This window comes from Flavonifractor sp. An82, assembly GCF_002159265.1.
Taxonomy (GTDB): domain Bacteria; phylum Bacillota; class Clostridia; order Oscillospirales; family Oscillospiraceae; genus Flavonifractor.
In genome coordinates, this window is the sequence record NZ_NFHG01000003.1 from 141,932 (window position 1) to 168,447 (window position 26,516).

Annotated in this window: 21 protein-coding genes and 1 pseudogene; 2 read left to right on the forward strand and 20 right to left on the reverse strand. The window is 57.7% G+C overall.

The window, feature by feature from the left end; translation table 11 throughout:
- Positions 1–63 precede the first annotated feature (63 nt).
- The 18 genes from B5G34_RS05775 to B5G34_RS05855 form a co-directional block, all read right to left on the reverse strand.
- Positions 64–2,631 (reverse strand): chemotaxis protein CheB, encoded by a 2,568-nt coding sequence (locus tag B5G34_RS05775; protein ID WP_087335105.1) that lies wholly within the window; start codon positions 2,629–2,631, stop codon positions 64–66.
- A complete protein-coding gene (locus B5G34_RS05780; RefSeq protein WP_087335107.1) occupies positions 2,628–6,743 on the reverse strand; it encodes an EAL domain-containing protein in 4,116 nt (1,371 codons plus the stop codon). Before B5G34_RS05780 ends, B5G34_RS05775 begins: the two co-directional genes overlap by 4 nt.
- A gap of 909 nt (positions 6,744–7,652) precedes the next feature.
- Complete coding sequence (locus B5G34_RS05785) at positions 7,653–7,952, reverse strand: hypothetical protein (RefSeq protein WP_087335109.1); 300 nt, start codon at positions 7,950–7,952, stop codon at positions 7,653–7,655.
- A gap of 60 nt (positions 7,953–8,012) precedes the next feature.
- A complete protein-coding gene (locus B5G34_RS05790) occupies positions 8,013–8,696 on the reverse strand; it encodes a DUF6198 family protein (RefSeq protein WP_242956867.1) in 684 nt (227 codons plus the stop codon).
- Between the two features lie 107 nt (positions 8,697–8,803).
- Complete coding sequence (locus B5G34_RS05795) at positions 8,804–10,186, reverse strand: MATE family efflux transporter (RefSeq protein ID WP_087335112.1); 1,383 nt, start codon at positions 10,184–10,186, stop codon at positions 8,804–8,806.
- A gap of 216 nt (positions 10,187–10,402) precedes the next feature.
- Positions 10,403–11,674, reverse strand: a complete 1,272-nt coding sequence (locus B5G34_RS05800; protein WP_087335114.1) for an MFS transporter — start codon at positions 11,672–11,674, stop codon at positions 10,403–10,405.
- 77 nt (positions 11,675–11,751) lie between these two features.
- Positions 11,752–12,555: an isochorismatase family protein gene (locus B5G34_RS05805; RefSeq protein WP_087335117.1), complete on the reverse strand. Its 804-nt coding sequence runs from the start codon at positions 12,553–12,555 to the stop codon at positions 11,752–11,754.
- Between the two features lie 59 nt (positions 12,556–12,614).
- Positions 12,615–13,691, reverse strand: coding sequence for a butyrate kinase (gene buk, locus B5G34_RS05810; protein WP_087335119.1), 1,077 nt, complete (start codon positions 13,689–13,691; stop codon positions 12,615–12,617).
- 12 nt (positions 13,692–13,703) lie between these two features.
- Entirely contained in the window at positions 13,704–14,612 is a 909-nt protein-coding gene (locus B5G34_RS05815) for a phosphate acyltransferase (RefSeq protein ID WP_087335120.1), read from the reverse strand.
- A 25-nt stretch (positions 14,613–14,637) separates the two neighbouring features.
- Positions 14,638–15,042, reverse strand: coding sequence for a zinc ribbon domain-containing protein (locus tag B5G34_RS05820; protein ID WP_087335122.1), 405 nt, complete (start codon positions 15,040–15,042; stop codon positions 14,638–14,640).
- Between the two features lie 12 nt (positions 15,043–15,054).
- Positions 15,055–16,338: a thiolase family protein gene (locus B5G34_RS05825; protein ID WP_087335124.1), complete on the reverse strand. Its 1,284-nt coding sequence runs from the start codon at positions 16,336–16,338 to the stop codon at positions 15,055–15,057.
- Positions 16,339–16,592: 254 nt separating this feature from the next.
- The gene (locus tag B5G34_RS05830; protein ID WP_087335125.1) at positions 16,593–17,972 is read right to left on the reverse strand and encodes a sigma 54-interacting transcriptional regulator; all 1,380 of its coding nucleotides are present in this window, start codon (positions 17,970–17,972) and stop codon (positions 16,593–16,595) included.
- 162 nt (positions 17,973–18,134) lie between these two features.
- Positions 18,135–19,058, reverse strand: coding sequence for a hypothetical protein (locus B5G34_RS05835; RefSeq protein ID WP_087335127.1), 924 nt, complete (start codon positions 19,056–19,058; stop codon positions 18,135–18,137).
- Positions 19,059–19,080: 22 nt separating this feature from the next.
- Positions 19,081–19,548, reverse strand: coding sequence for a response regulator (locus B5G34_RS05840; protein ID WP_162609430.1), 468 nt, complete (start codon positions 19,546–19,548; stop codon positions 19,081–19,083).
- Positions 19,549–19,737: 189 nt separating this feature from the next.
- On the reverse strand, positions 19,738–19,938 hold the full coding sequence (locus B5G34_RS19090) for a hypothetical protein (RefSeq protein WP_242956869.1): 201 nt from the start codon (positions 19,936–19,938) through the stop codon (positions 19,738–19,740).
- The gene (locus B5G34_RS05845) at positions 19,917–20,651 is read right to left on the reverse strand and encodes a DUF6076 domain-containing protein (RefSeq protein WP_242956871.1); all 735 of its coding nucleotides are present in this window, start codon (positions 20,649–20,651) and stop codon (positions 19,917–19,919) included. The genes B5G34_RS19090 and B5G34_RS05845 overlap by 22 nt, the downstream gene beginning before the upstream one ends.
- Before the next feature lie 79 nt (positions 20,652–20,730).
- Positions 20,731–22,488, reverse strand: coding sequence for a VWA-like domain-containing protein (locus tag B5G34_RS05850; RefSeq protein WP_087335130.1), 1,758 nt, complete (start codon positions 22,486–22,488; stop codon positions 20,731–20,733).
- Positions 22,489–22,491: 3 nt separating this feature from the next.
- Positions 22,492–23,391, reverse strand: a complete 900-nt coding sequence (locus tag B5G34_RS05855) for a MoxR family ATPase (protein ID WP_162609433.1) — start codon at positions 23,389–23,391, stop codon at positions 22,492–22,494.
- 21 nt (positions 23,392–23,412) lie between these two features.
- On the opposite strand from B5G34_RS05855, the gene B5G34_RS05860 reads away from it, so the two are divergent.
- Entirely contained in the window at positions 23,413–24,039 is a 627-nt protein-coding gene (locus B5G34_RS05860) for a hypothetical protein (RefSeq protein ID WP_140397208.1), read from the forward strand.
- A 120-nt stretch (positions 24,040–24,159) separates the two neighbouring features.
- Here the strand turns inward: B5G34_RS05860 and B5G34_RS05865 are convergent.
- A pseudogene (locus B5G34_RS05865) lies at positions 24,160–24,288 on the reverse strand (sporulation transcriptional regulator SpoIIID); the annotation flags it as partial.
- Positions 24,289–24,479: 191 nt separating this feature from the next.
- On the opposite strand from B5G34_RS05865, the gene B5G34_RS05870 reads away from it, so the two are divergent.
- On the forward strand, positions 24,480–25,082 hold the full coding sequence (locus tag B5G34_RS05870) for a Crp/Fnr family transcriptional regulator (protein WP_087335139.1): 603 nt from the start codon (positions 24,480–24,482) through the stop codon (positions 25,080–25,082).
- A gap of 45 nt (positions 25,083–25,127) precedes the next feature.
- Here the strand turns inward: B5G34_RS05870 and B5G34_RS05875 are convergent, their stop codons facing one another.
- A complete protein-coding gene (locus tag B5G34_RS05875) occupies positions 25,128–26,513 on the reverse strand; it encodes an MATE family efflux transporter (protein WP_204245914.1) in 1,386 nt (461 codons plus the stop codon).
- Positions 26,514–26,516 lie beyond the last annotated feature (3 nt).

Here is a 26,516-nt window from a genome sequence, read left to right on the forward strand (position 1 = left end):
CATTGATGAGTAGGCCCATGAATCGTAGCTCAGACAGGTTTTGCGTGTCAGGGCAAAGCGCATTTACGCATCCTTTCCGCTGCGCTGAAGCGCAGTGCCCAGGCTGTCAATGATGGTGATGACCAGACCCCGGATGGAGTTTTCCGTGGTGCGGTAGGGCGCGATGCGCAGCGTGTAGAAGCGCCCGTTCATGGCAGTGATCTCCCGGTCGATGGAGGTCAGGGTCTTCAGGACAGCGCGGCAGTCCTGCTCAATCTCCTCGTCGGGAAAGCTGTGGGCGAAGATCTGGATGGGCCGCCCAATGTCGTGCTCCATGAGATTGAACTCACGGCCCACATACTCCGTGAACTTGCGGATATTCAGGTTGCTGTCCACAAAGAGGATGCCGATCATGGTGGAGGACAGGAAGTTGGACAGGTCATCGGTCATCATGGTCAGTTCGTCCAGCTTCAGCTGGTGCTCCGTATTGACGGTATACAGCTCCTCGTTGACGGACTGCAGTTCCTCTGTGGAACTTTGAAGTTCCTCGTTGGCGGTGAGCAGCTCCTCATTGGCGGCCTGCAGTTCCCCATTCACGGTCTCCAGCCGCTGGATGGTGGCCCGCAGATCGTTCTGGGACTCTTGGAACTCCCGCTCCAGGTCGGTGATGCGCCGGGCTGCTGTGGCATCCAGATCAAATTTTTCTACCTTACCTTCGACCGCGGCGCCAGAGTGCTCCTGGAAGAGAACGGCAATCAGGCCGTCATCCTCGTCTGTCTCGCCGGGAACCGGTTCCACCGTCAGGCTGATCACCCTCCGCCCGGAGGGACAGTCGACCACGATATCGGTATAGGTGATAGCGGTATGTTCGTTCCGGCAGCGGCTGATGGCGGTAGCCGACACCAGGGACAGATCCTCGCTGAGCATGTGGAAGAAATTGAGGGAAGCACGCCCGGGGGCCAGGGACAGATAGTCGCTGTAATTGCCGAAGAAATGGAGAACCGTATTCTCCGCATTGAGAACCACCGAAGCAGGCAGATGGCGCTCCAGGAACCGGACATAGCGGCTCTCCATCGCGGTCTCCTCGCTCTGGGACATACCTGCCCGGATGCTCTTCAGGGATATGGCCTGGACGTTGGGGATATTGAAGGCGGGCGGAGTCAGATCCTCAACTTTGCCCTCCGCCTTGTGGACATAGATCTTCTCCGCGTTGCATACAGGCTTAAAGAGATTCACATACTCTCCGGCGGTCTCACTCTTGCCCAGGAACAGGAAGCCGCCGTTTTTCAGCGCCTGGTGGAAGATGGCGAACAGTCCCCGCCGCATCACCGGCTGGAAATAGATCATCACGTTCCGGCAGCAGATCAGATCCAGCTTGCCAAAGGGGGGATCAGAGAACATGTTGTGGGTGGCAAAGACGATCATCCGCCGGATCTCTTTGGAAATCTGGTACTGGTCGCCCACCTTCAGGAAATACTTGGCCAGACGGGTGGGGGTGACATCGTCGATAATATTTTCCGAAAAGCCCCCCTTGCCTGCCTGCTCGATGGCCCGGCTGTCCACATCCGTGGCGAAGATCTTCACATCCCGCTTGACGTTCAGCTCCTCCATGACCTCCTGGAACAGGATGGCGATGGAGTAGGCCTCCTCTCCGGTGGAGCAGCCGGCGGACCAGACGCGGATGGGTTCTTCCTCCTTGGCCCGCTCCACGATCTTGTAGATGGCGTTGTACTTGAGCTTTTCAAAAAACGCCGGCTCCCGGAAGAAGTTGGTCACCCCGATCAGAATCTCCTTGGCCAGAATCTGAACCTCTTCAGCGTTGTCCCCCAGCAGATGGGCAAACTCCGTCAGACTGGGCGTGTGGGTGACCAGCATCCGCCGCTCAATGCGCCGGAGGATGGTAGAGCGCTTATAGTATGTAAAGTCGATACCGCTGGCGTTTTTCAGAATGGTGTAGATGTGAGACAGGGTCTCCTCCTCGGAGAAGGGGGATTCCTCTTCGGACAGAAGGCTGTCGCTCCGCAGCGGGCGCAACAGGGTTGGTGTGTTGGAAAAATTCAAAATTTCCTCGGCGATCTCCTCCGGGGAGAGGACAAAGTCCGCCAGACCCGTACTGATGACGCTCTTGGGCATCCCGTCGAACTTGGCGCTCTCCGGGGCCTGGGCGATGACAAGTCCGCCGTGTTCCTTTACGAACTTGACGCCGTTGGTGCCGTCGGTGCCGGTGCCGGAGAGAACCACTGCGATGGAGTGCTCCTTTTTGTCCTCCGCCAGGGAGGAGAAGAAGATGTCAATGGGGTGGTTCAGGGTCACCGGCGCGTAGTCCGTCAGCTCCAGCTTGCCGCCCTTGATGGTCATGAACTTCTTGGGCGGGATCAGGTAGACGTTGTCCGGTTCCACAACCATGTTGTTCTCTGCCTGATAGACCGGCATCTCGGTGTGCTTGCTCAGGATGTCGGCCATCAGGCTCTTATAGTCCGGGGACAGATGCTGTACCACCACAAAGCTCAGCCCGCTGTTGGGCGGCATACAGCTGAAGAACTGCTGCAGCGCCTCCAGGCCGCCGGCGGATGCGCCGATGCCAATGACCAGGGGCGCCGGTGTGGGATTCATGCCCGCTGGCTTTTCCAGATTCTTGCCGGTGTTGCTCATTTCCGCTCCTCCTCGTTTTCGCCCTTCTGTTCTGCGGGTACCCTGTTGCGAAGATATCTTTCTTCAAATACGCCTGCCGGCAGAGGCTGATCGTAATAGTAGCCCTGGGCATAGGGACAGCCTATCTTCCGCAGGGTATCCAGCTGCCCCTGGGTCTCCACACCCTCTGCCACACAGTTCATATGATGCGTGCTGCAGATCTGAACAATATCCTGAACCAGAGTCTGCCCGATGGGGTTTTCTGCCACGTCTGCAATGAGGCTGCGGTCGATCTTGATGGTGTCAAACTTCACATTGGTGAAGAGCGGCAGATTGGCGTACTGTGACCCGAAATCGTCCAGGCTCAGACGCAGGCCGCAGGCGTGGAACCGCTCCACGATCGCCCGGAACTCGGATGTTTCGATCCCGCCGCCCCGTTCTGTGATTTCCAGTTCCAGCGCCGACGCGGGAAGAGCCGGATAGCGGCTCTGGATCGCCAGCACAGACGCCAGCGTAGAGGGGTGTACCAATGTCATCCGGGAGAGGTTCACAGCTACCGGGACAGTGCCCAGGCCGGCGGCACGCCACTGCTCTGCCTGCGCAAGGCTCTGCTCCAGGACGAAGAGATCCAGCACCCGGATCACGCCGGACTCCTCCAGATATTCAATGAACTGGGCGGGCGGAATGAGCGTTCCGTCCTCATCAATCCCGCGCACCAGGGCCTCCGCACCGGAAAGCGCGCCGGTTCGGATGTCGAACTGGGGTTGGAAGTAGACGGTGAAGCGGCCATCGTGCATTGCCTCGTCCACGGTGGAGGGGTTCTCCGCTTCAGCAGCCAGGGGCGGGATCTCAGCCGTGAGCTCGGCGTGTTCCACGCGCATGGCTTTTTTGGCCTCCAGGGTCAGACGCTGCCCGGTAAAGACACCGTCCGCCCAGGCGCGTCCAATACGTACCTGCTTGGGATAACGGCGCTGAAGGATAGACCGCAGACGGCCGCACCGGCCCAGAAATACCTCGCGGGTGGTGTTGGGGTAGAAGACGACAAATTCCGCCTCCCGTGTGCGAAACAGCAGCGTCGGGCCGAAAAGCTCCGCTAGTGTTTTGGAAATATACCAGAGCATCCGGCTCCCATACTCAAAGCCGTGCCGGCTTTTGACGGCAGAGAGGCCCGGGATATCCAGGGAGACCGCGCCCATGGAGCTGTAGTGCTCCGAGTTAAGGACATAGAGGGTCTCCATATAGGCACGCATATCCGGGAGCCCCATCAGCCGCTCAGTGGCTGCGGACGGCCGCTCCTCTCCGCTGAACCGCTCCCGCTGCTGCAGCATGAAGGGGATCAGCTTACTGAACAGCGCCGCGTCCGCCGGATGCTTTCGCGCATTTTCAATGCACAGGAATCCCAGCACCTCCTGTTGTGTATCCCGGATCAGCGGAAAGACGGTAAAATGCCAGGGCCGCTCCCGCGCTCCCTCCGTGCCGGGCTCAACAGGGAGCGTCCGCGTGAGGAAGAGGGGCGCCCGTTTATCCATGCACTGCCTCAGCAGGGGGAACCGTTCCAGCTGCATGCCGGAGACCACCTGCTGGATGCTGCGCTTCCCGCCGCCCGTCCACTCGAAGGTCATGATGACCGCATGGCGGTTCTCTACCAGCATCAGGGTGTAGACCCGGTCGGCCCGGTAATAGGCACCGATGGTCTGCAGCACGCCCATGAGGGAGGCGTCCAGCGTTTTTGCCGTCAGCATGGCAGACACGCAGTCCAGAGCCACATCCTTTTCCCGCTCCGACAGCGGACGGTCCATCTCCGAGGTGTGGACGGAGATCCGATCCTCGCCGGTATCGGACTGCAGCTGAGTCCAGTTCCAGTCCTCCCGCTCCTGCGCAAAGGCAACCGTGTCCGTTGCGGCACTCCACCAGAAGGCGCATACCCGGGCGGCCTGTGCCAGCATGGAGGGGTAATTCGCAGTCGCCGCAGGCATCAGGTCAATGCCGATGATAAAGCGGAGGCCGTTGTAGGCCGGGTCGGGGGACAGCATCCGGCGCAGCGCGGCGACCGCCTCCTCCAGACGGCGGCGCAGCGCCTCCTTTTCCACCACGTCGGGGAATACGGCGATTATCTGGTTGGGGGTGTACTGTCCCAGGAGACAGCTTCCGCCCAGCACCAGGGACAGGCCTGCGGCGATGCTGTAGCGTGTCCGGTCGGCACCTGCGGCAGGAAGCTGTTTTTCCAGGCCGCTGATCTGAAGAACCGCCACGGCGCGATTGCCGTTTTTCCGGTGGGAAAACAGGATTTCCGCCATCTGCTGCACGGTATCCCGCCTGAACAGCCGGCTGACCGGATCCCGCCGGGCGCCGCTGCGGATCACCTGGTCGAAGTGCCGGGCGGAATCCAGCCGGATCAGGTAGACGAAGAGGTAGACATGGTGGGACACAGGCTCCTCAGCCAAGTAGAGAATATGGCGGATCCAGCGGATACTGCCGCCCCGGTCGGCCCGCCGGTATTCCGCACAGAGCCAGCGCTGTCCCGCATGGTAGAGCTGCAGCAGCCTGTCCCGGTCAAAATTGTCCAGGAAATCCTGCTGCTCTCCCTTACAAAAGATGTTCTGCTTTTCGGCCCGCAGGGCCTCGGAACAGGGAGTATCCTGCATCTGCCCGCTGAGATCGGCCCCCTCCAGCCACAGTGCCTCGATCTGATCCAGATCCAGGTTGGCCCTCATCCGCATCATGAGATCCGCCATCAGGCATTCCGGAAGCTGCTGCTGATCCGGGCACCAGCCCCCTGCCCCGGTGAAGGCCTGGGGCAAGTCCTCCAGCACGCCCACGGCCCGCACAGCCCGGCCCACATCATCGAACAGCATCCGATAGGAGATCGAGACCCAGCTGAAGCAGCCGGTATTCCGGCGGCGGACGGCAAAATTGCCGAAGCCCTGAACGCATCCGCCCAGCAGTTCCTGCGCAAACACCTGAAACTGGGCCACGGAATTGGGATGGATCCAGCCCCCCTCAATCAGATCATCCGGGAAAAGGCGGGAGCCGTCGCCGAGGGGATCTTCCTTCCCGTCCTGCTGGTATCGCCGAAATACCTTGCGGGAGACATCCACCTCCCAGAGCTGCGTGGCCGTCTGCTCAAAGGCCGTCTGAAGCCGCTGGATCTGTTCCTCCTGACGCAGCTGGGTTTCCTTGAACTGGGAGATGTCTGTGGTCGTGACCAGCATGACCGGGGAGCCGCTGTCATAATCGATCTGAGCGGCCCGGACATGCCACCAGAGCCAGCCTTTTCCATCCCCCGCTGAGACGCGGTGGGTGTGCTTTACCACCGCCCCCTGCCGCAGTCCTTCCCGCAGGGCTTTGATCAGAGAGTTATAGTCGTCCGGGTGAATGAGATCCGTCAGCGGTTTGGGAAGTGGATAAGTGCCCGGTTCGCCGCCGATGATCCGGCAAAAACTGGGGCTGACGTAAATCAAACGGGGGGCATCCCCCATCTCCAGCAGCGCCACGCCGCTGTCGATATTTTCCAGCAGGCCGCTGAGCGTGAGGGCATTGACAGGGCGGACATCCTGCGCCTTCTGATATTTTCCTTGGCTTTTCAGACAATATTGGTGCTTGCCGGCCTTCTTTGCCTTATAGAGGGCCAGATCCGCTGACTGATACAGGCTGTCAAATTCCTGTCCATGTCCCGCAAAGTGGACGCCTACACTGGCTGTTACATTGACGATCTTCTGATCGCCCAGAACCAGATGCAGCTTGTCACAGATCATGGCGGCCTTTGTGCGGATCAGCTCCTCGGTCAGCTGGCCGCACAGGAATACCGCAAACTCGTCCCCGCCCAGGCGTCCTACAATATCGCTTGCCCGGGAAAGGCCGGAGAGGATCCGCCCTGCCTGCCGGATGGCCTGGTCGCCTGCCCGGTGGCCCAGCGTGTCGTTGATCTGCTTGAAGTTGTCCAAATCCACAATGAACAGCGCGCAGGTCTCTTCCGGTGTCATTGCCTGCAGACGCTCCTGGATGGACTGCTCCATGGTCGCCCGGTTCAAAAGCCCTGAAAGCGCGTCTCTGGACGCACGCCGCTGCAGATCCTCCAGAAGAAGATCCTGGCTGGGGGCTTTATCCGATGTCCCCAAGTTTTTCCCTCTCATAGGCGCTTCCTCACTTCTTCGTCGATCCGGCCGCGCTGCCGGGCCTGCGGAGTTGTATGCCAATCCGGTGGCTCCGCAGGAACTGCAATGGTTGGAACCGCTACAAAATACAAATTATGTAAATACAATCTTGAAATAAAAACGCCCGGGGCTGCGCAGCAGGGAGGGGCGTGTGCGGATCACGGACTGCCAAACGGCATACGATGATGCCGGGGCGCCCGATCTGATACCAGTATGTTTCCAGCCGTTTGTCATGCCTTCCAAAAGCCCTGCATCGAAGACCCGGAACGATTCCGACTTTGGAGTATAGTACTAGTTTACTTCCACTTGCCGCTTTTTGCAACATTTTTGTGGATGAGCGTCAGAGAAATCCCAACTGCGTGGGGCGGCGGCCCTGGCAGGGAAAAATCCCGGATGGGCAGTGCCCATCCGGGACATGAGAAGGCAATCAATTCATCTCCAGCCCTTGCAGCATATCACTGAAAGTTCCAATCTGACAGAGATTGCCTGATCCATGAAGCCTGCCACAGTGGCTGCTCATTGGACGCCTCGATATCCCGCTGCGTTATCGGTTGATTATCACAGGGATCTGACAGCCTTCCTGGTCAAATACCAATAGCTGAAAACGCACCTCATGGTCAGTATTGCCTTACTCGTAGAACACCGCCGGGGCGATCCGCTTTGTCAGGTATAGCATTTTTTGTGCTCTCTGCGGTAAACCTTAAAGATCTCATTTTCACTCTTGTTTTTGTTCCAGAGGGCGATAACACCCATCTCCTTGCAAGTGCTGTCTTTGTGGTTCCGAGTCACCTCATATTACTCGGCGCTTGCCCACCCGGTGAGGGCAAACCAATCTCTTGAAAATAATGGGTAATATGCCCCGTTGAGACTTGTAAAAATACAAGAAACCTAGTATACTGAATTATAAATATCTCTCTTAACTGACACGATTTTCCTGTGAGTGGTCACAAGAATCACAATAGAGTCTTTTTGATCTGTCCGCGGCAGATTACTAATGGATGCAAGCACAGGCCATTCTTCCGGCTGTATAATTCCGCTCTGGTAGGAGTCCTTGATCCGCCCGCAGAATTCAGGAACCTGTCCCGCTTTCCTCATATGCGGCCCTGCCTGGTATATGAAAAATTCCTCTCTTGAAAATCCTTCCTTGCGCCCGTAAACGCTAATAAGTTTGACCCAGGTCTGACACATAACGCGGTCTCCTTTCTCCGCAGTCCTACACCCGTTATTTCTATCAAAACGTCTTTCCCGCTACAAGGTCTCTTCTGGAGCCATCTCCGAACCGAATGCAATACGGCGGAGCAGCGGGGCCAGAGGCCTACGCAGCACTGCGATAATTTTTCCCACCAGGATGGCGGTGAGGATGGTGCCCTCCCGGATACCCACCAGACGGCCGGTGCAGAGGAAGGAGAGCAGAATGCCGGAGCCCACCACCACACAGTCCACCATGATTTTTGTGTTGTGGAAGGGAACGCCGGACTTGCTGGCAACAGCCAGAGCCAGCCCCTCCATGGGCATGGGCATCAGCTCCATGCTGACGTAGATGAGTACGCCCAAGGCGATCAACACCATACTGATGGCCAGCATGACCAGCTTACCTGCGTAGGTGGGAATGGAGAAATCACCGATGACCAGCGCGGCCAGATCCAGGAAATATCCGAACACAACCGAGAACAGGATCTGTGTCAGACTGATCAGCCGGAACTGTCTGCGCAGGATGAGGATCTGAAGCAGGACATAGATGCTGTAAATGGCAATGACACAGCCGCTCAGGGGGAGGCCGGCGATCAAACTGATCACATATGGGAGAGAGCTGACGGGGGATATGCCCAAATTGGAGTTAATCGAGATACAAGATCCCAATGCGATCAAAAATAAGCCCGCAATATATAGTAGAAAACGAAATAGAAATCTCCATCGGTTTGATATCTCCATGGATCTACCTCCTCGAGATTTGATTTGCAGCCTGATGAAACATATCGCTCATATAGGTTTCCAGATGGATGTTTCCGGTTTCCCCTTTGTTAGGGCATTCGTCATGCTTAGCTGCTCTCAGAGAGCTGCGTTGGAGCAGCTAACCGGGTTTTGGCCCATTTTTTTGAGTAGAGGAAGTAAACGCAATGGGGAATAGGAGCGACGTGCCCAATGATAAAGCTAATATTTACTCCCTGGTAACCGACAAAGTGGTTGAGCAAAAAGCCGCTGACAATCTGCACCAGGCAGATGAACAAAAAGCCGTTGAGAAGAACAAAGCCCGCATGTCCGGAGCCGGTGGCCAGGCCGTGTATTGGAGTAAAGAAGCAGTACCCCCACATGCCCAGCAGTTCGATGCGGATCATGACTGCAGCCAGCTGGATGGTCTGCGGCTCACCGGAAAACAGGGAGCAAAACAGCGGGGCCTGCGTCTCAAAAAGCAACAACACCAAGGCGGTGATAGCCAGGTCAAAGGCAACTGTGCTATATACCACCTTTTTGGCCCGCTCCACCAGACCAGAACCCAGGCACTGGGCCACCATGGCCGAACAGGTGCCCTGTGTGCTGGAGAGAAACAGTACTCCCAGATCCCTCAGCTTGGTACTGACGCCATAGGCGGCGGAAATCTCCACTGCCGCATACTGGTTCATTAGCTTGTTTAGCACCAGGAAAGAGAGACCGTTGAGTACAAACTGCAGGGCTGATGGGACACCAATCTTGACCATTGCACGTCCATCCTCGGCGGAGAACTTCATGGTATGCATCTTCACACCATACAGGTCGTGGTTGGCCAGAATGTAGGCCAACGCCCCCAGGCAGGAAGCTGCCTGGGCACAAACAGTGGCGATGGCGACACCCTCCACCCCCATACGGAAAACCACCACCAAGAGCAGATCCAGCAGCACATTGGTGATGGCTGCCATGAGGATAAACAGTAAAGGCACCCGAGAGTTGCCCAGGGCCTTGATAATGGAGGTCAGGCCGTTATAACCAAAGATAAAGACCAGGCCCAGGGCGCAGATGCGGAAATAGGTCACCGCCTCGGCAAAAGCGGGAGGTCGGAGCAAGAGCATGATGGGGTTTGCCAGAACTGCCAGCACCAGGGAGAGCAGCAAACCGACAGCAAGGTTCAAGATCACTGTGGTTTCGCTGGCCCGCACCCGCTCCTCTGTACAGCCCGCCCCGTAATACTGGGCAATCAGCGTGTTGCTCCCAAAGGAGAGGCCCATGGCCAGGAACGTGAGCAGGGTCATGATCATCCCACCGTTTGTGATGCCGGACAGAGCGTTGTCCCCGATGTACTGTCCGGCGACGGACATATCCACGATGCCATACAGCGCCTGGAGCAGGCCGCCCACGATGACGGGGATGGAGAAACGAACCAGCCCCCAAGTAACACGTCCTTGGGTCAGATTCACTTGTCGATTGTCCGCTTGTTTCATGCGATGCATGCGTTCTGGACCTCCTTACTTCTTGTACCGGTAGCAAGATATCCAAAAAGACGGCCTGTGGCAAGGCATCGACCGTCTTCTTTATTTTCCGAGCGCGTTTATATGTCGTCATATCCGATAGGAAATCTCCAACTATGCTGTGGCCCAGTAGCCCATGCCAGGCTACTGGGCCACTTATGATGAGAGAGAGGAAGCGAATGGGTATGGCGCCGCAGTTTAACCTTCCGATTTTTCAGCGGACGCCAATGCCTCGGGTGCGAGCTTGTCCCCTGCAGCAATAATCAAGATCAATCCAACGACCATTGCTGCCAGGAAAATCAGATAGGCCAGCTCGTATCCGCCGGTGGAGCTCAGAGAGTAGGAGGACGCATAGGAGGCAAATGCTTTGGTAAAGTTGTGAATAAAGGTGAAGCCGGCAAAGGCAGTCACATAGTTCTTCGGCCCTGCCAAGCTCAGGATATGGGAGCTGAACATGTTGTTGGTGGCGCCAAAGACGCCCAGAACCAGCAGGTAACTCAGAACCACGATGGCACTGCTGCCTCCACCGTAGAAGCAAATGATTAAAAATCCGATGATCTGGCACCCGTTGACCAGCAGACTTGTCTTGACCGGGCCGATCTTCTGATCAATCACACCGGAGATGTTGCTGGCAACGAATTGAACGACGCCGCAGGCGGAAACGGCCGCCATAGCCATGGGCTCGGGTACGCCTCTGGAGAGCATATAAGTGACAGCAATTGTGATGAAACCAATTATGGCAAACATCGTCGCGCTCCAGCCCAGGGAGCCAAGCCACCACTTCTTGCAGCGCAGCATCTCTCGGGAGGTCCAGCCGCCCTTCTGGGTAGCCATGATCTTTTCCAGCTCTGCATCAACAGGCTTGTTGTCTGGCAGCAGGCCTACCTCCTGCGGCGTCTCACGCAGCCAGAAAATGCTGGAGACGCCGTATGCCACTAATAGCAGACCAGTGACAAGAGAAGCGGCCTTAACGTCAAAACTGCTGTTAAAAATATTAAATAGCGGTACCAAGACCAACGACGCTCCCAAACCACCGGAGGTAATGATACCCATAACAGTGCCCTTCTTCCGGGGAAACCACTTGGAGACCAGAATCATGGTTCCGCTCAGGGAAAACATATTACAGGTTACATTGACAATACCCACGCAAACGGCAATCAGGATGGGATCGCTGAACATAGGGCCCAACAACCAGGCCAGGCCGCAGATGATGGCCGAAATAACCAGCAGCCATTTGGCGCCAATTTTACGGGTGACTCCAGGGATTGCAAGGAAAAGGAACGCTCCGATGATACCAGCGATGGTGGAACCGTTCAAAATAGGTACAGGGCTGATCTGATAGTAATCACAGATGGCATTGCGGTAGATATTTAAGCCGGACGAATTTACAAACCCAAGGAACACCCACGCAAGGAACCAGTTCACAACCTGGGAATATCCGAACAAAAAGCTTTTTTTAGCACCAGGCATATCCAACTCTCCAGTCCTCCCTGTTGAGATCACAGGGTGTAATGTATGGGGGCGGTTTAGCACCGCCCCCACGGGGATTAGTGCTGCACTACCTTCTCAGAAGCGCCGTAGTAGTAGGTGGTGTGATCCGGCTCTCCGGGATCCTGGAAGTTCTTGACCTTCTCAATCAGAGCGTCAGTGGTGGTTGCACGGGCCACGTCCTGGAGCATCACACGGATCACGGCCTCGGTGACCACCTCGTCGATGTTCTCATGCCAGCCCTCTTTCTGGGTCTGCACGCAGACGTAGGAGGCATCCACGGGGACGATGGGGTTCAGCCAGTAGTCCTGCGCCACCAGGCAGGAGGTGTAGACCACGGAGTTCTGGGCGAAGCCGCAGAACACCACTGTGTTGCAGCCCAGCACACGCAGGAGCTGATCCAGGCCGGAGCAGGTGAAGGGATGCACGTGCCAGTTGTAGACAATGTAATCCCGCTTCTCGTCATAACCCATCTCAGGCATGACCTCGCAGCCCTTGCGGGTGAACTCGTTGGTGACAGGGTTCCACATTTTGGCATCCGGGAAGGCCGCATTCTGCTCCTTGGGCAGGTCGCCATAGGAGGGCATGTAGGGCAGGGGCTTGGGGATGGCGTTGCAGAAGATGACGGGCAGGCCAGCCTCGTGGAAAGCGTCCACCAGCTTACGGCAGTTGTCCACCATGCCGCAGGCCTTGATGCCGTCGGCGGCGTGGGGGCCCCAGTTGGGGATGAACATACCCTCGCCGGCCAGGCCGCGCTGCATGTGGTTCAGTACCAGAGCAGGTCTGCCGACGATCTCAAAATTGGCATGCTCCTTGCGCAGATACTTTACGGAAGGATGCTCGATTTTCTTGACTTCACTCATGGGTAATTCCTCCTAATAATAATGATTTTTATTAAGCGAAAGCTTCGCCAATAAACTGGTTAAGTTTTGTCCGGGCTTACATATATTTTGGCCTGCTCCTCACCCCGGAGAACACGCAGGCCGCCCAGGGCCAGGGATTTCATCTCATCCTCCCCCGCGTAAACCACTACAGGGGCAATAAAGGAGACATATCGTTCAATCCGGCTGGTAACATACTTGGAATATGCAATACCTCCCGTAAGCAAAATGGCGTCCACCTTGCCGCACACATCGGGGGCAATCTTGCCGATATTTTTAGCGATGTTGAGAATCATAGCATCATAAACAAGCTTGGCATGTTCATCGCCGCGCTCTATCATCTTCTCTACATCGCGGCTGTCTGTAGTGCCCAGGTGGGCTATGAGGCCTCCCCGACTTTTTACAATCTTCATCATCGCTTTCTGGGTCATCCCATCCTGAAAGCAGTCAGCGATAACGTCGAACATGGGCAGGCCACCAGACCGCTCGGGAGAAAAGGGCCCCTCCTCATCGGGGATACAATCAACAATTTTTCCATCTTGATGTAGGTTGACTGTAATACCACCTCCCAGATGGGCCACAATGACGGTGATATCCCGATAACCTTTACCCTGCTCCCGCGCGTAACGCATAGCGGCAGCCCGAGTGTTCAAGTTGTGCCCCATTCCCTTGCGGCGGTGGACAGGCAGGCCGGTGATCCTATTGATAGGCAACATTTCGTCCACAGTAACACCGTCGTAGATATAGGCGGGAATGCCCAGCTGGAGGCTGATGGAGCGGGCGATCATGGCACCCACATTGGAAGCGTGCTCGTTCTGAGGTTTGTGCTCCAACTGCCACACCATGTCGTCATTGACCTCATAGGCACCAGCCTCAATGGGTGTCAGCAGTCCGCCTCGGGAGACGATAGCGGTGAGGGAGTCCAGGGGGATATTGTGCTTTTTCAAGCACTCCAGCACCAGATCCCGGCGGAACTTATACTGGTCGGCCACGTGCTCGAAGGGCGCCAGCTCCTCCAACGTGTGAACGATTGATTCGTTAAAAATCGGATTCTCCCCATCAAACACGGCGATTTTGGTGGAGGTGGATCCAGGGTTCAAAATAAGCAGTCTTTCCATCCAATTCTCCTCTTACTTTTGGGCGGCAACGGCACTGATCACAATGGACAGATACTTTTCCTCGGGAGAGGATCCCCGGCTGGTCATCACGATGGGGCACTTGGCACCCACGATAAACCCGGCCATCTTGGCCCCGCAGGTGACGGTGAGCATCTTGCCCATGATGTTGCCGGCGTGGATGTTGGGGGCCACCAGCACGTCACAGTCGCCGGCACAGGGGCTCTGGAAGCCCTTGAAGTCAGCAATCTCCTTACTCATGGCACAGTCGTAGGAGATTGGGCCCTCCACGATGCAGCCGGTGATCTCCCCCCGCTGGTTCATCTGCTTGAGGGCGTCGCCCTCCACGGTCTCGGGCATCTTGGGGTTGAGCTTCTCCACGCAGGCCAGCACCCCCACCTTGGGGCAGTCGTAGCCCATGGCCCGCAGGGCGCCCACCGTGTTCTCGATGATGGCCTTCTTCTGCTCCAGGGTGGGGTAGGTCACCATGCCGCCGTCCACGGGGACAATGAGCTTGTGATAGGAGGGCACCTCAAAGGCGGTAAAGTGGCTCATAACGCCGCCGCCGCCCAGGCCGCTCTCCTTGTTGACCACGGCCTTGAGGAGGACAGAGGTGTCCAGTTTCCCCTTCATCAGGAAGTGGGCCTTTCCCTCCCGGACCAGGGAGACCGCCTTGCGGGCGGATTCCGCCAGATCGGGCACGTCGTAAATATCCTCCTCGGGGACAGTGGCGCCAAACTCCTTCAGCGCCTCGTCAATGACGGCCTTGTCCCCCACCAGGACGGGGGTGCAGATCCCCTCCTTCCGGGCCTTTAGTACGGCCTCAATCGTGTGGGAGTCCCCGGCGGCTGCCACCGCCATGCGGGCGGCGGCATACTTGCTTTTGGCTGCGGCAATCAGTTCGTCAAAGGTCTTATAAACCATGGGTCTGTTCTCCTTTTCCTCTGATTTACTCCTTTACCAAGTCGTAAACCACAATCTTGAAGCCATCCCGGGGGAAAATGGATGCTTGCACAGGGAGGGGCAGACTCTTCCTGGCCTCATCGGCCATTTCCGGAGTGATCCCCCGGACGATTGCGCACAGCTCCGCCCCCTCTTCGGTGGTCACGTTGCCCATCACATAGGGCTTGAATACCTCATTTTGGGCGCCGGTCATCCCGGACGGCTCGATGAATGAGGTGACCTGCCCTCTGCCGCTCATCTCGATCCACTCCATTTCAAAGTGGCCGCAGGCAGTGCAGGCAATCCTGGGGGGAAACTCCACCGAGCCGCACTTCGGGCATTTACGGCCCATGATCCTGCCTGCCTCCAGTTCATCATAGAAACGCTTGACAATCGATTCCATTTTTCTCATGGCGCACACCCCTCACTCCGCTGTTCTCAGAATCTCTACACAGATGTTTTGACCGCCGCCGAAGCCCCGCAGCATGGTAGTCTTTGGGATCTTCTTCATCTGGTTCGTCCCCGCCTGGCCCCGCATCTGTTTGACGGCCTCATACACATCCGCAAGGCCGGAGGCGGCATGGGCGTGGCCAAAGTGGCAGCGTCCGCCGTTGGTATTCAGGGGCTTGTCCCCGTTAATCTCCACCCGGCCATCCAGAATGTATTTCCACCCCTGGCCCTCGGGGATATAGCCGCTCACCTCTGCGCCCAGCAGCGCCGAGGAGAGGAAGAAATCCTGGCAGAGGAGCAGATCAACGTCCTCCGCCGTGATCCCAGCGAAGGCGTAAGCCTGATCCACAGCGATCTTAGTGGCCCGGGTCTCCATATGGGGGTGGATGGCATCCAGCACACAGTTGCCCACACCGATGACCTCGATGGGGGTCTGCTTGAACTGATAGGCCAGCTCCGTGGGACAGACCACGCAGGCGGCGGCGCCGTCGGCCCGGGCCTCCATGCTCTGCTTTCTCAAATACTGGGACAGCATGGGGTTATAGTCCGGGGACTTCATGTAGTCCAGCACATTATCGAAGCCCGCCTTTTCCGCCAGTGTCTCAAAGGTTTCCCGGCGGTAACCCAAGGGGTTGTTTGCGGCGTTGCGGCGGAAGGTGACCGCCAGCACGTTGAGCACCTCGTCAATCTGCTCCGGTGTGAGGCCGTTCTCCTTGATGTACTGGTCGATATAGTCGTCATACTGCATAAACGGGCCGGCGGCGAAGTGCCTGGTGTAGGCCCGGTCATACACAGTGCTCACGCGGGCGGCAAACTCAGCGGTGGTAAAAGGTTTGCGGAAGTGGGCGGGCATACCGGGGACGAAGTTGTCCAGGCCCATCTCCACGCCCCCCGTCAGCACAAAGTCGTACTTTCCCGAAGCTACCGCCTGCACCGCCAGATCCAGGGCGGCGTAACCCGTACAGCAGGCCTCTGAATGGGCATAGGAGCCCAACCCCCTGGTGCCGAACCAGTCATTGACCTGTACATTGGCTGAGGAGTGGTCAGAGGATTGGACGGCATTCCCCTGGCCGTGGAAATAGGCCTGGATCATGCCGGGGTTGATCCCCGCATCCTCCATGGACTCGATGGCCGCATAGCCAAAGAGCTCCGACTCAGTCAGCCCCATCGTCTCCGGGTTTTTCAGCGTATTGGTAAACGGCGTGCAGCCCACGCCAATGATTGATACGCCGCGGCTATATTTTCCGACTTTGCTCATACAGCACCTCCAAAAATTCAACGTGGAAAGCATCGTGTTTCATGTCTGCTGCCCCGTATAAACGCAAAGGGTATGCCAAACTGCGGTTTGACCCATTTGTTTGGCTGTTTACACAATCGGCGCCTCACTCTATTATGCATTGTGCCTATAACTTTATAAAAAAGCGGGAGCCCAGGGATTTTCTGTCACCCTGGACTCCCGAAAAAGGGATCGGCGTCGTGTATATTTTTTTACACTTTTTATACATGTAAAGTTTACGCTTTACAGTTCTTTCGCTTTTTCAGCCGGTTGTATATGGTAGCACGGCTCACCCCCAGTTCCCTGGCGGTTTTCGCCACATTGTGACCGTTCTGCTCCAGCAAGGCATCCATGCGGGCATAGGCATCTGTCTGCTTCCCGGGCATTGTCGTCTGCGGCGTTTGGGCAGCGGGAGGCTCATAGTCGATGGACTGCTCCAGTTCCCGCTGCACGGCACTGGCACTGACCTGCTGGCCGCGGTACTTAATATCCAAGCGGCTGAGGATGTTGCGCAGCTCCCGCACATTCCCCGGCCAGCGGTACTGCATAAGAACCCTTAGGGCATCCTCCCCCAGTGTAAACTCCAGTTGCTCACGCTGCTTTAGATTCTCTACCAACAGAGGTATGTCTGTGGCCCGGTCTCGGAGGGGTGGTACATGGATTTCAAAGGCCGCCAAGCGGTAGTAGAGATCTGAGCGGAACTTGCCCTCACGGCAAAGCTGCCGTAAGTCGGCGTTGGTGGAGGATATAAGCCTGGCCTTGAGAGGTACAAGCCTGGTTCCGCCGATGCGCTCGAATTCCTTTTCCTCCAGCACCCGAAGCAGCTTGCTTTGTAGCCGCAGATCCATCTCTCCAATTTCGTCCAGTAGTATGGATCCATTACTGGCCAGCTCAAATTTGCCAATTTTCGTGGCCTGAGCCCCTGTGAACGCCCCTTTTTCATGGCCGAAAAGCTCAGATTCCAGCAAATTATCAGGGATGGCAGAGCAGTTGATTTTAATGCAGGGGGTCCAGACATGGCGGTTCACCTCCGCATGGATGGCATTAGCCAGGATTTCTTTACCCGTTCCCGTCTCCCCGATGAGCAGCACCGGGCGCATGGATTGGGCGGCCAGCCGGCACTGCTGAATCACATCCTTAGCCGCTTGGCTTTCCCCGATGTAATCGGCAAACGTGTAGCTGGTGGCAAGCCGGGAGACGGTATTATAGTTATCTACCTCGGCGCCGTGAGTCTCTGGCAGCTTGGCAATAATCTGTTTCAGGTTCGTCAGATTTTTGAACAGGACAGTAGATAGCGCCCCAATTACCTGAGAGTCACAGCAGATGGGGAAAATGTTCACCAGACATTTGCGCCCCTCCACCACATCGATCACGCCCAGCTGTGCCCGCCCGCTCTCCAGAGTGGTGTGGAACTTTGCGCCCGGATTGATCTCCCAGTAATATTTGCCTGCAATCTCCTCCAGGGCTAAACCCCGCAGGGCCAGAGAGCCCTTTGTGTTGTACACAAAGCGCCCATCCCGATCCACGATTACTGCGGCGTCAAAGGCCTTTTCCAACAGCTCATCCATCAAACCGCCCCGCGTACGCATCTGCTGCTCCGTCATCTCAATGTGCATGAAGCCCACCACCCATTATGCAGTCTTGTGCCCTCAATATACCAAAAAAATTTGCTGAGATACAATGAAGCGGCAAAGCTACCGAGGCATTCCTGCTTGAATTATCATTTGATACACTGTTGACAAAGAGTACGGGGCTGACCGCACGGCCAGCCCCGTCACTTATTTGGGCAAATATTCCTCTCGCACTCGATAGCGGCTGACGCCGAAGCTGCTGCTCCGCTGGATAACCTCGTCCGGGAGCATGGCCAGGTATTTCCGGCCGAACTTGGTGTCCCCAAAGTAACAGTCGAAGTTCATGACAGGGAGCACCACCCAGTCACTGTCCTCCGGCCGGTTGGCGATGTAGTAGGCCACCAGGGTGCGGAGCACCTGGGGCGGCACCGTTTCCGGGCAGGCCCGGTCGAGCCGCTCCGCCGCCAGCATGTCGGCACTCACCATCACCACATCGGTGAGATGTCCAAAGTAGTGGCGGCGCATCTGCCTGCGCTCCTCTTTGGCGTCGAAGAAGGAGAGCTGGAGCTCCTCGTTCCGGGCGATATGGGGGTTGCGCAGGAGGGTGCACACATCCCCGTGCGCGTAGGCGGCACCAGGGGCGTAGAAGGAGCCGGATGGGAAGCGGTCCAGCATGGCCGCCAGATAGTAGTTCTTCTGCCGCTTGGTGTCCGGAATCCGGTCCTCTACCAGAAAAGCCAGAAAGTCCAGCAGGTCGCCGGACAGGTATCGGTTGTCCCCCGCTACAATGAGCCGTCCCAGGGCGTAGTTCTTCAGGATCTGCTTTGCCTTCCCGTCCAGCACATCCCGGGTCTGGTTGCCGGTCCGGTATGTCTGGTCGTAAATCTGGATCAGGGACTTGATCTCCTTCTCCTCGTCGTTGGTCAGGGACAGGTGGTAGTCCTCCAGCTTGTGCCGGATGTCGTGGCACTTCATGTTGATCAGCTCGATGGTGTCCTTCCGCTCGGCCAGCTGCTTGCTGTCCTCCTTCCACAGCATGCGCACCATCTCCATCTCCTTGGTCAGCTTGGCCCGCCGATTGAGCTCAAACAGCATGGTCAGGCACAGCAGGCAGCAAATGATGGCGTACAAGCTCTTCGCAATAACAGCACTCTCAGGGCGATCTGCGCCGCTTTTCACCAGTCGTGTAATGCCCACGCAGACGCACCATTACCGCGCTGAGCAGGCCCGCCCGCATGTGGAACTCACCCTTCTCATAGTCGAAGTCAAAGGCGCCGATCTTCCGGGCAAAAAGCATATAGACGGCCACGCAGAACGGCACATAGGACAGGAGCGCCCCCAGGATGTATCCCCAGGAGTTGACAACCACAGTCACACCCCGGTCAATCTGCCGGAGGGCCTTCGCCGCCTCCATGCCGGACATCAGCGGCATCTCAATGTCCATGAAGATCAGGTCGTAGTTGGACTTGTAGGCGTTGATGAACTTGAGGGCGCTGGAAAAGTGCGCGACCTGGAACTGGAGATGGTTCTGTGTGGCATATCGTGTCAGGCATTGCTCCAGTATTTTTGCATCCCGGTCGTTGTCCTCAATGACGCAATATTGAGCATCCCTTTCACCCACCTCGTGTATGATTTCCGGAAAAGACACTGTCTGATGCTTTTGATTTCATTATAGTAACATACCCATCTGCATAGGGCAATGAATTATTTTTAGTACCGGAAAGGAGAGCGAAGTCTCTCTAAAATTGCGCCGCATAGAATCAATAGAGCCCGGGGCTGACCGTTTGGGTCAGCCCCGGCTCCCTGCTTCTCACGACTGCTTCAGCCACGCCTGGAACTCCGCCAGGGTCAGTTCCCCTTGCTCACAGGCGTCCTTCTTCTTCCGAGCCTTAGCGCTCCACTCGTAGAACACAGCCGGGTCGATCCGCTTTGCCTTGATCCAGGCAAAGCGTTTTTGTACTCTCTGCGGTAAATCTTGAAGATCTCGTCCTAGCTCTTGTTTTTGTTCCACGGGGCAATGGCGCCGATCTCCTTGCAGGTGCGGCCTTTGCTGTCCCGGGTCACCTCACAGTACTCGGCGTTCGTCCGCCCAGTGAGGGCGAACCAATGGCCGCAGTTCTTACACACCCGCATTTTGATCTCCCGCTTGACGCATTCCCGCACGCTGAAGTCAATGAGGTCGTAGATGCTCCTAGGGTGCAGAACCTCCACAAAGCCATGGCCCTCCACCCGCTCAAAATCCATGAGCTGGGGGTGGAAGCGGAACACCTTCAGCGGGTCCCGCTCCTCCCGGGCGTAGTAGTCCTCCAGCTTTTTCTCCAAAGAGTCCTTGCGTCCGTCCATGTCCAGCGCCTTCTGGATCAAACCCAGCACCTGATTCTGTATGGTGTGGATGCTGCTGGGGATGTGGATGATCTCCTTGTGGGGCAGCAGATCAAGGATATTCTCGTAGTTCTTCATCCGGGCTTCCTTGAGCCGCGCCCGCCAGTCAAGGCGGAGCAGCCGGAAGTAGATATGGAGCTCTGCCAGTTTGTTCAACAGTGGAAAGAGCTGTCGGGCACATTTCTCCTCCCTGGTACGGTACAGTTCCATCAATAGTTTGTCAAACTGTTTGATCTGGCCGTCATAGGCCCAGATGTCCAGATACAGCAGCCGCAGCAAGATCAGGAGAAGAGATTCGATGATCGGGCCGGTGAAGGTGCTGTCAGACCTTCCGGCATCCAAGAGCCTCCTTTTACCGGCCTGTGTACCATCACAGCTTCTTCCTGCTTGTGGCAGCGCCCTGTTAAAATAGCGCACTGACCTACCGTAGCTTGAATACCGGCCCTCTGGGTGGAAAGGGCAAACGATTGCCCCAGGGGATCAGATAGGCGTGCTCCCTTCCGTGGAGCTGGAGCCGGTCACAGGCCCCGTCTGTGATAATCAGCAGGGGCGCGTCTTTGGGAAAGGCGGGGTCATGTTCCAGTAGGTCGATGCCCGGCTGGAGTTTGGTGCCGCCCCGGCCCCGCACCTGTACCGCCCCGGCGATGTCCTCCGGGTGCAGTACCCCCTGGTCATACGGGGCGGCGTCACAGAACACCACCCGCACATGGTGGACATCCCTGGCCTGGCTGTAGCTGGCGATGGAACCCAGGGCGGCGGCCAGCAGCTGCCGGTCCATGGAGCCGGAGGTGTCCAGCACCACGCCGAAGATCCGCTGATGCTCCACATCTGGCTCCGTTCTCCAGGCGGGGCGGGGAATGTCCGGGGTGGCGCTCTGCCTCCGGCTGAGGCGGGCATAACTCCGGTGCTTCTCCATAGGCGCGAACTGCTCATCGAACCACCTAGCCAGCTCCACATCCCAAGGGATGGGCGGTCGGCTGACGGCGCGGATCTCCTCAACCAGACCGGCGGGCAGGAAGCCGCGTCCCTGTCTGGTGTGGTACTCCAGGCCTTGATAGATGGCGGAGCGGTAATACTCGTCCACCTCGCTGCCCTCCAAGGTGTCCCACCACGCCTCGTCCCCGTAGAGCAGGTCTTTGGGATCTCGCCCGGTGTAGAAGCGGACATCCTGACAGACCTGATCATAGACGCCCTCCACTGACATTCCCCGGAAGGCTGGATCGTGAAGGGCGAAGTCGGGCATAGCGCCCACGTTCATCTCCAGCAGCCAGTCGTTGACCACAAAATCACAGGCCACATTCCACAGAACGGGGTCACGATCCTGGCAACGCACATCGTGGCGGAGCGCGGCGTGGAGGAACTCGTGGGCCAGGATGAATTTCCACCCCTCCAGATGCAGGCGGCAATCCGGGTTAAGATAGAGCTCCCGGAGCTGACAGTTCACCGCCGCCACAGAGATCCCCATACGACGTACCGTGTCCCGATCATCCACAATGGTGAAGGAGGACGCCAGAGCCCCCAGGAGTGGGTAGCTGGACAGGAACCAATCCCGGGCCTGGAGGTAATCCGGCCTCCAACGGCCCATCCCCTCTCCCAGCCGGCTGGAGCTTCTCAGTGCGTCCTGGATGGCATTCTGGAGAGACTGGGCAAAGAGCTTCTGGAAGGAAGTCCTATGGGGCAGCTCCCCTGTCCACACCATGTCCGGGCGGCCGTGGGTCGTGGTACTGAAACCGCACTCTGCCAGCAGCTCCGGATGCTCTTTCAGGTAGCTGTATGCCTGTTCTTCGCTCCTGGCCGGGAAGGGCGGCGTCCGCTGGAACTCCGGCGGAAGGGTGCCGGTGTGGCTGCTCCGAAGGAAGTCGGTGACAAGCAGATCACAAGCTGTCAGCCAGGCGGGGTCATCCATCCGCTCCCGCCGGAAGTGATCCATCCCCAGGTGGAGCAGGCAGTGGGTGAGCACGTACTCCCACTCCCCCACCGTACCCGAGCGGGCAGAGTTCAGGACAAGCTCCCCCTGGCTGGTCACACAGGCCCAGTCATCCCGCGCCATCTGTCCCGGTTTTCCAAGCTGCGGGTAGACACTCCAGGCCAGATCTCTCAGCATCCCACTCCGTATCTTCTCCCAGGCGGTCTCGTATGCCGGGCGTTCCGGCTGCTTCCTATTTTGCTTTTCAGCCATGGCTCACCCCTGCCTCTTAGCCAAAGCGGGCAGCTCCCGCACCACCTCCGCCAGGAACCATGCGGGCAGGGTTTCCTCCCCCTCCGGCGTCACCGCCATCTGGGCGATCTCCAGGCTGATGTTGGACAGCTCCAGCAGCAGCTCCTTGGCCCGGGCAGCCAGCTGCCGGGCCTCCCCGCTCAACTGCCCGCGGTTACGGGGCAGTTCCTTCAACAGCTGCGCCCGGAGGCTCTGGGCCAGGAAGTAGAGGATATCCCGCTCCTCCGGCTTATCCGGCCAGCCCTGCTCCCCACCGAGAATCTTACTGAGCGAATACTGGCCTCTCACCTGACGGACGTAGGCGCAGAACTGGGCGGCGTGGGCCGCCGTTAGGCAGCCGTTGGACAGGATGGACAGCTCCCGGTCTGTGAGCTGCTCCCCATAGCTGTAGATGGCGTCGCTGAGCATGTGCCAGCTCCGGGGCGTGGAGAAGGGCTCCTCCGTCTTGGGCGCCGGGCTCCAGAGCTGATCCGGCCGGGCGCAGATGTAGTCGTAGATCCAGGGGTGGATGCCATTCTGGGCCGCCCACTCCAGCCAGAGACGGACATCCGCCCGCAGCTCCACATGGAACATGCGGTTGAGCAGGGCGGAGGACATGGGCCGGGTGATGGCGTTGTCCTGGGCCCGATTGCCCGCTCCCACCACGATGGAGCCCTCGGGGAGATGGTACTCCCCCACCCGGCGCTCCAGGATCAGGGAGTAGAAGGCCTTCTGCACCTCCTGAGAGCAGGCGTTGAGCTCGTCCAGGAACAGGCAGTAGGGCTCATCCCTGGCGATCATCCTGGGCGGGCAGAACACGCTCCGTCCGTCTGCGATCTGGGGCACGCCGATGATATCCTCTGGAGCCAACTGGCTGCCCAGCATGGACACACAGGGCAATCCCACTTGCTCTGCAAACTGTTCCACGATAAGGACAAAGAGAGGGAGCGCCGATATAACAAGCACTACATCCGCTTTGCCTGCGGCAGCTATGAACTGGTCATGTATGACAAGACATATCAGATCACCGAAGAGGGCCTGGAGTTAAGCTATGAAAAGCTGCCAAAGGGTATTTTGCGCTACGAACTGCGTATGGAGCGAAACTTGATTCATAAATTTGAAAATAAGCTGCAAACGGACGTGAATGTAGAGCTTCTCAACTGCTTTATTGATAACGCAGGTATTTTACTCTGCGATGCATTCTTGGATCACTTCCCACCGGCCTGTTATATCAGAGAACCGGAACTGATGAAGCGCATCTGGCATGGCCCTTATCAAGATTATGTACGCTATGAAATGCAGTCGCTTGTCAAAAATATTGTAAAATATGGTTCTGTTGACAAGGCACTTGCAAAAACAAAATGGGATAAAGACGAACAGAAGGTCTATTTGAAACGCTTTGAAGATTGTGGCTTCAGCCCCATTCCTTTGCGCAAAAACTTTTCGGCGTGGGTAATGCCAAACCCATCCTTAATTTTGCGCAAGCTATATTTGGAGAAGCCCGTAAATGTCGAGTATATCCGAAGTAAATAGAGCAAGGGTACAGAACAAGAAGGCTGTTGTTTTAAGGAGAAAACCCCACAACGGCTTTGATTTGCAGCCGTTGTGGGGTTTACTGTATGCGCTATGAAATACTCCAGATAAACCGTTCTATTTTGTATTGTCTATATGTACGGTGGATTTGCTGATGCCGAACTGCCGGGCGGCGGCACGCACCGTGGCACGGTTCTCTATGATGTAAAGCGCCAGCCGGCAGGCGCGTTCCTCGATATTCCCTTTCAAACAGCAACACTCCCCGCATTGATTCTCACGGGGGATGTATATGCGCCCAAGGGCCCGGATATGTGGTGGGAACCCCTGAGGCAAAATAGTTCGAAGGAGAACTTTCCTGAAATTAACCTGGGATAATGTAGAAACCAGGGAAAATATGATAAAATAAACCACCAATATTCCGCAGGGAGGGGGGATGGGAAATGAGTTTGGAAAAGCTCTACCAAGACCTGTTCGGTCTGTCGGATGAGCGGCTCATCCGGCGGCTCACGGAATTGGGAGAGGTGCGGCACGTGAAAAAGGGACACCTGCTGTACCGGGAGGGGGAAGTGCCCTCCAAGCTGACCTTTCTGCTTCAGGGCCTGCTGCGGGGGTACTTCCTGGACGCCGGCGGCAGGGACATCAGTGATTGCTTCGCGTTCAAGCCCGGGGCGCCGGCCACCGCCTGCATTGCCCTGGGGGAACCGGCCACCATCAGCATCGAGGCCCTGGAGGACAGCCAGGTGCTGGAGCTGCCCATGGGGCCGGTGCTGGAGCTGCTGGAGGAATATCCCCAGCTCTACCGTCTGTACACCGCCTTTCTGCTGGAGGCACTCAAGTGCCACTGGGAGGTCAAGGCGGCCATGTATCAGTACACCGCCATGGAGCGCTACCAGTGGTTTCTCCGGTCCTATCCCGGTCTGTGCCACCAGGTCAGCGGCAAGCATATCGCTTCCTTCCTGGGCATGACCCAGGTGACCCTCAGCCGTCTGCGCCGGGCCATGCGGGAGGCGGGCCAGCTTCAGGCCGCAGAAGGCGAATCATAGGAGAAAAAGGACGTGCTGCTTTTTGCAGCACGTCCTTTTTGTAGGTTATGCGGGTTTTCCCTCCAGCTCTTTCTGACGGCGCTTCAGGATGCGGGGGAAGCGCCACAGGAACATGAGCCCGGTGGTGAGGGCGGCCAGCACGTCGGCCACCGGCTCGGCCAGGAAGACCGCCATCACCTGATGGCCGGGGATCAGCCGGGGCAGGATGAGGATCAGGGGGAGCAGCAGGATGATCTTCCGCAGCAGGGCCAGGAAGAGGGAGATCTTGGCCTGACCCAGAGCCACGAAGGTCTGCTGGCAGGAGGTCTGGACACCCAGCATGAACATGCCTGCCACATAGATCCGCAGGGCCCACACCGCCAGATCTACCAGCTCCGGTTTGTCGTTGAAGAGGAGCACGAAGGCATGGGGGAAGAGCTCCAGGGCCAGGCAGGCGGTGCAACTGAAGGAGAAGGCGCTGATGAACAGCAGCTTGTAGGCCTTGCGTACCCGGTCCAGCTTCCCGGCGCCGTAGTTGAAGCCGATGATGGGCTGGGCGCCCTGAGCAATGCCCTGGAGCAGCAGGAAGAAGATCTGCAGCACACTGGAGCAGATGGTCATGGCACCCACGGCGGGGTCGCCGCCGTAGGCCTTCAGGGAGGCGTTGAAGGCCACGTTCACCAGGCTCTCGGTGGCGTTCATGATGAAGGGGGAGACGCCCAGTGCCACCACCGGGGCCAGCACCCTGGGATTGATGCGGAAGTAGCGCCGCTGGAGGCGCAGCTTGGTGCGCTTGCCGGTAAGGAACCGGAGGACCCACACCGCCGACACCGCCTGGGCGGTGATGGTGGCCAGGGCGGCGCCCTTGACGCCCATGTGCAGGCCAAAGATGAAGATGGGGTCCAGCACGATGTTGGTCACTGCGCCGATGAGCACCGTGGCCATGGAGATGGTGGAGAAGCCCTGGGCGGTAATGAAGAAGTTGAGCCCCAGGGAGATCTCCACAAAGATGGTGCCCACCAGGTAGATGGTCAGGTAGTCACTGGCAAAGCCGATGGTGTTCTCCGTGGCACCGAAGAGGAGGAGCATAGGCTCCTTGATGGCCAGGAAAATGCCGGTCACCAGCACCGACAGGGCGATGAGCAGGGCGGTACAGTTGCCCAGAATGGCGTTGGCCTGCTCCTCCTTGCCCTCCCCCATGCGCACCACCGCACGGGAGCCGCCCCCCATGCCCACCAGGGCGGAGATGGCGGAGACAAACATCAGTACCGGGAAGCAGACCCCCAGACCGGTGAGGGCCAGATCGCCCACCCCCTCGATGCGGCCGATGTAGATGCGGTCCACAATGTTGTACAGAGCGTTGACCAGCTGAGCGGTCACCGACGGCAGGGCCAGCCGGAGCAGCAGCTTGCCTACCGGGTCCCGTCCCAGATCGTTTTCTCGTTTTGCCACGAT

Coding starts and splice junctions, on each gene's coding strand:
- B5G34_RS05775 (WP_087335105.1), bottom strand. CDS start 2,631: ATGAGCAACACCGGCAAGAATCTGGAAAAGCCAGCGGGCATGAATCCC.
- B5G34_RS05780 (WP_087335107.1), bottom strand. CDS start 6,743: ATGAGAGGGAAAAACTTGGGGACATCGGATAAAGCCCCCAGCCAGGAT.
- B5G34_RS05785 (WP_087335109.1), bottom strand. CDS start 7,952: ATGTGTCAGACCTGGGTCAAACTTATTAGCGTTTACGGGCGCAAGGAA.
- B5G34_RS05790 (WP_242956867.1), bottom strand. CDS start 8,696: ATGGAGATATCAAACCGATGGAGATTTCTATTTCGTTTTCTACTATAT.
- B5G34_RS05795 (WP_087335112.1), bottom strand. CDS start 10,186: ATGCATCGCATGAAACAAGCGGACAATCGACAAGTGAATCTGACCCAA.
- B5G34_RS05800 (WP_087335114.1), bottom strand. CDS start 11,674: ATGCCTGGTGCTAAAAAAAGCTTTTTGTTCGGATATTCCCAGGTTGTG.
- B5G34_RS05805 (WP_087335117.1), bottom strand. CDS start 12,555: ATGAGTGAAGTCAAGAAAATCGAGCATCCTTCCGTAAAGTATCTGCGC.
- buk (WP_087335119.1), bottom strand. CDS start 13,691: ATGGAAAGACTGCTTATTTTGAACCCTGGATCCACCTCCACCAAAATC.
- B5G34_RS05815 (WP_087335120.1), bottom strand. CDS start 14,612: ATGGTTTATAAGACCTTTGACGAACTGATTGCCGCAGCCAAAAGCAAG.
- B5G34_RS05820 (WP_087335122.1), bottom strand. CDS start 15,042: ATGAGAAAAATGGAATCGATTGTCAAGCGTTTCTATGATGAACTGGAG.
- B5G34_RS05825 (WP_087335124.1), bottom strand. CDS start 16,338: ATGAGCAAAGTCGGAAAATATAGCCGCGGCGTATCAATCATTGGCGTG.
- B5G34_RS05830 (WP_087335125.1), bottom strand. CDS start 17,972: ATGCACATTGAGATGACGGAGCAGCAGATGCGTACGCGGGGCGGTTTG.
- B5G34_RS05850 (WP_087335130.1), bottom strand. CDS start 22,488: ATGGCTGAAAAGCAAAATAGGAAGCAGCCGGAACGCCCGGCATACGAG.
- B5G34_RS05855 (WP_162609433.1), bottom strand. CDS start 23,391: ATGCTGGGCAGCCAGTTGGCTCCAGAGGATATCATCGGCGTGCCCCAG.
- B5G34_RS05870 (WP_087335139.1), top strand. CDS start 24,480: ATGAGTTTGGAAAAGCTCTACCAAGACCTGTTCGGTCTGTCGGATGAG.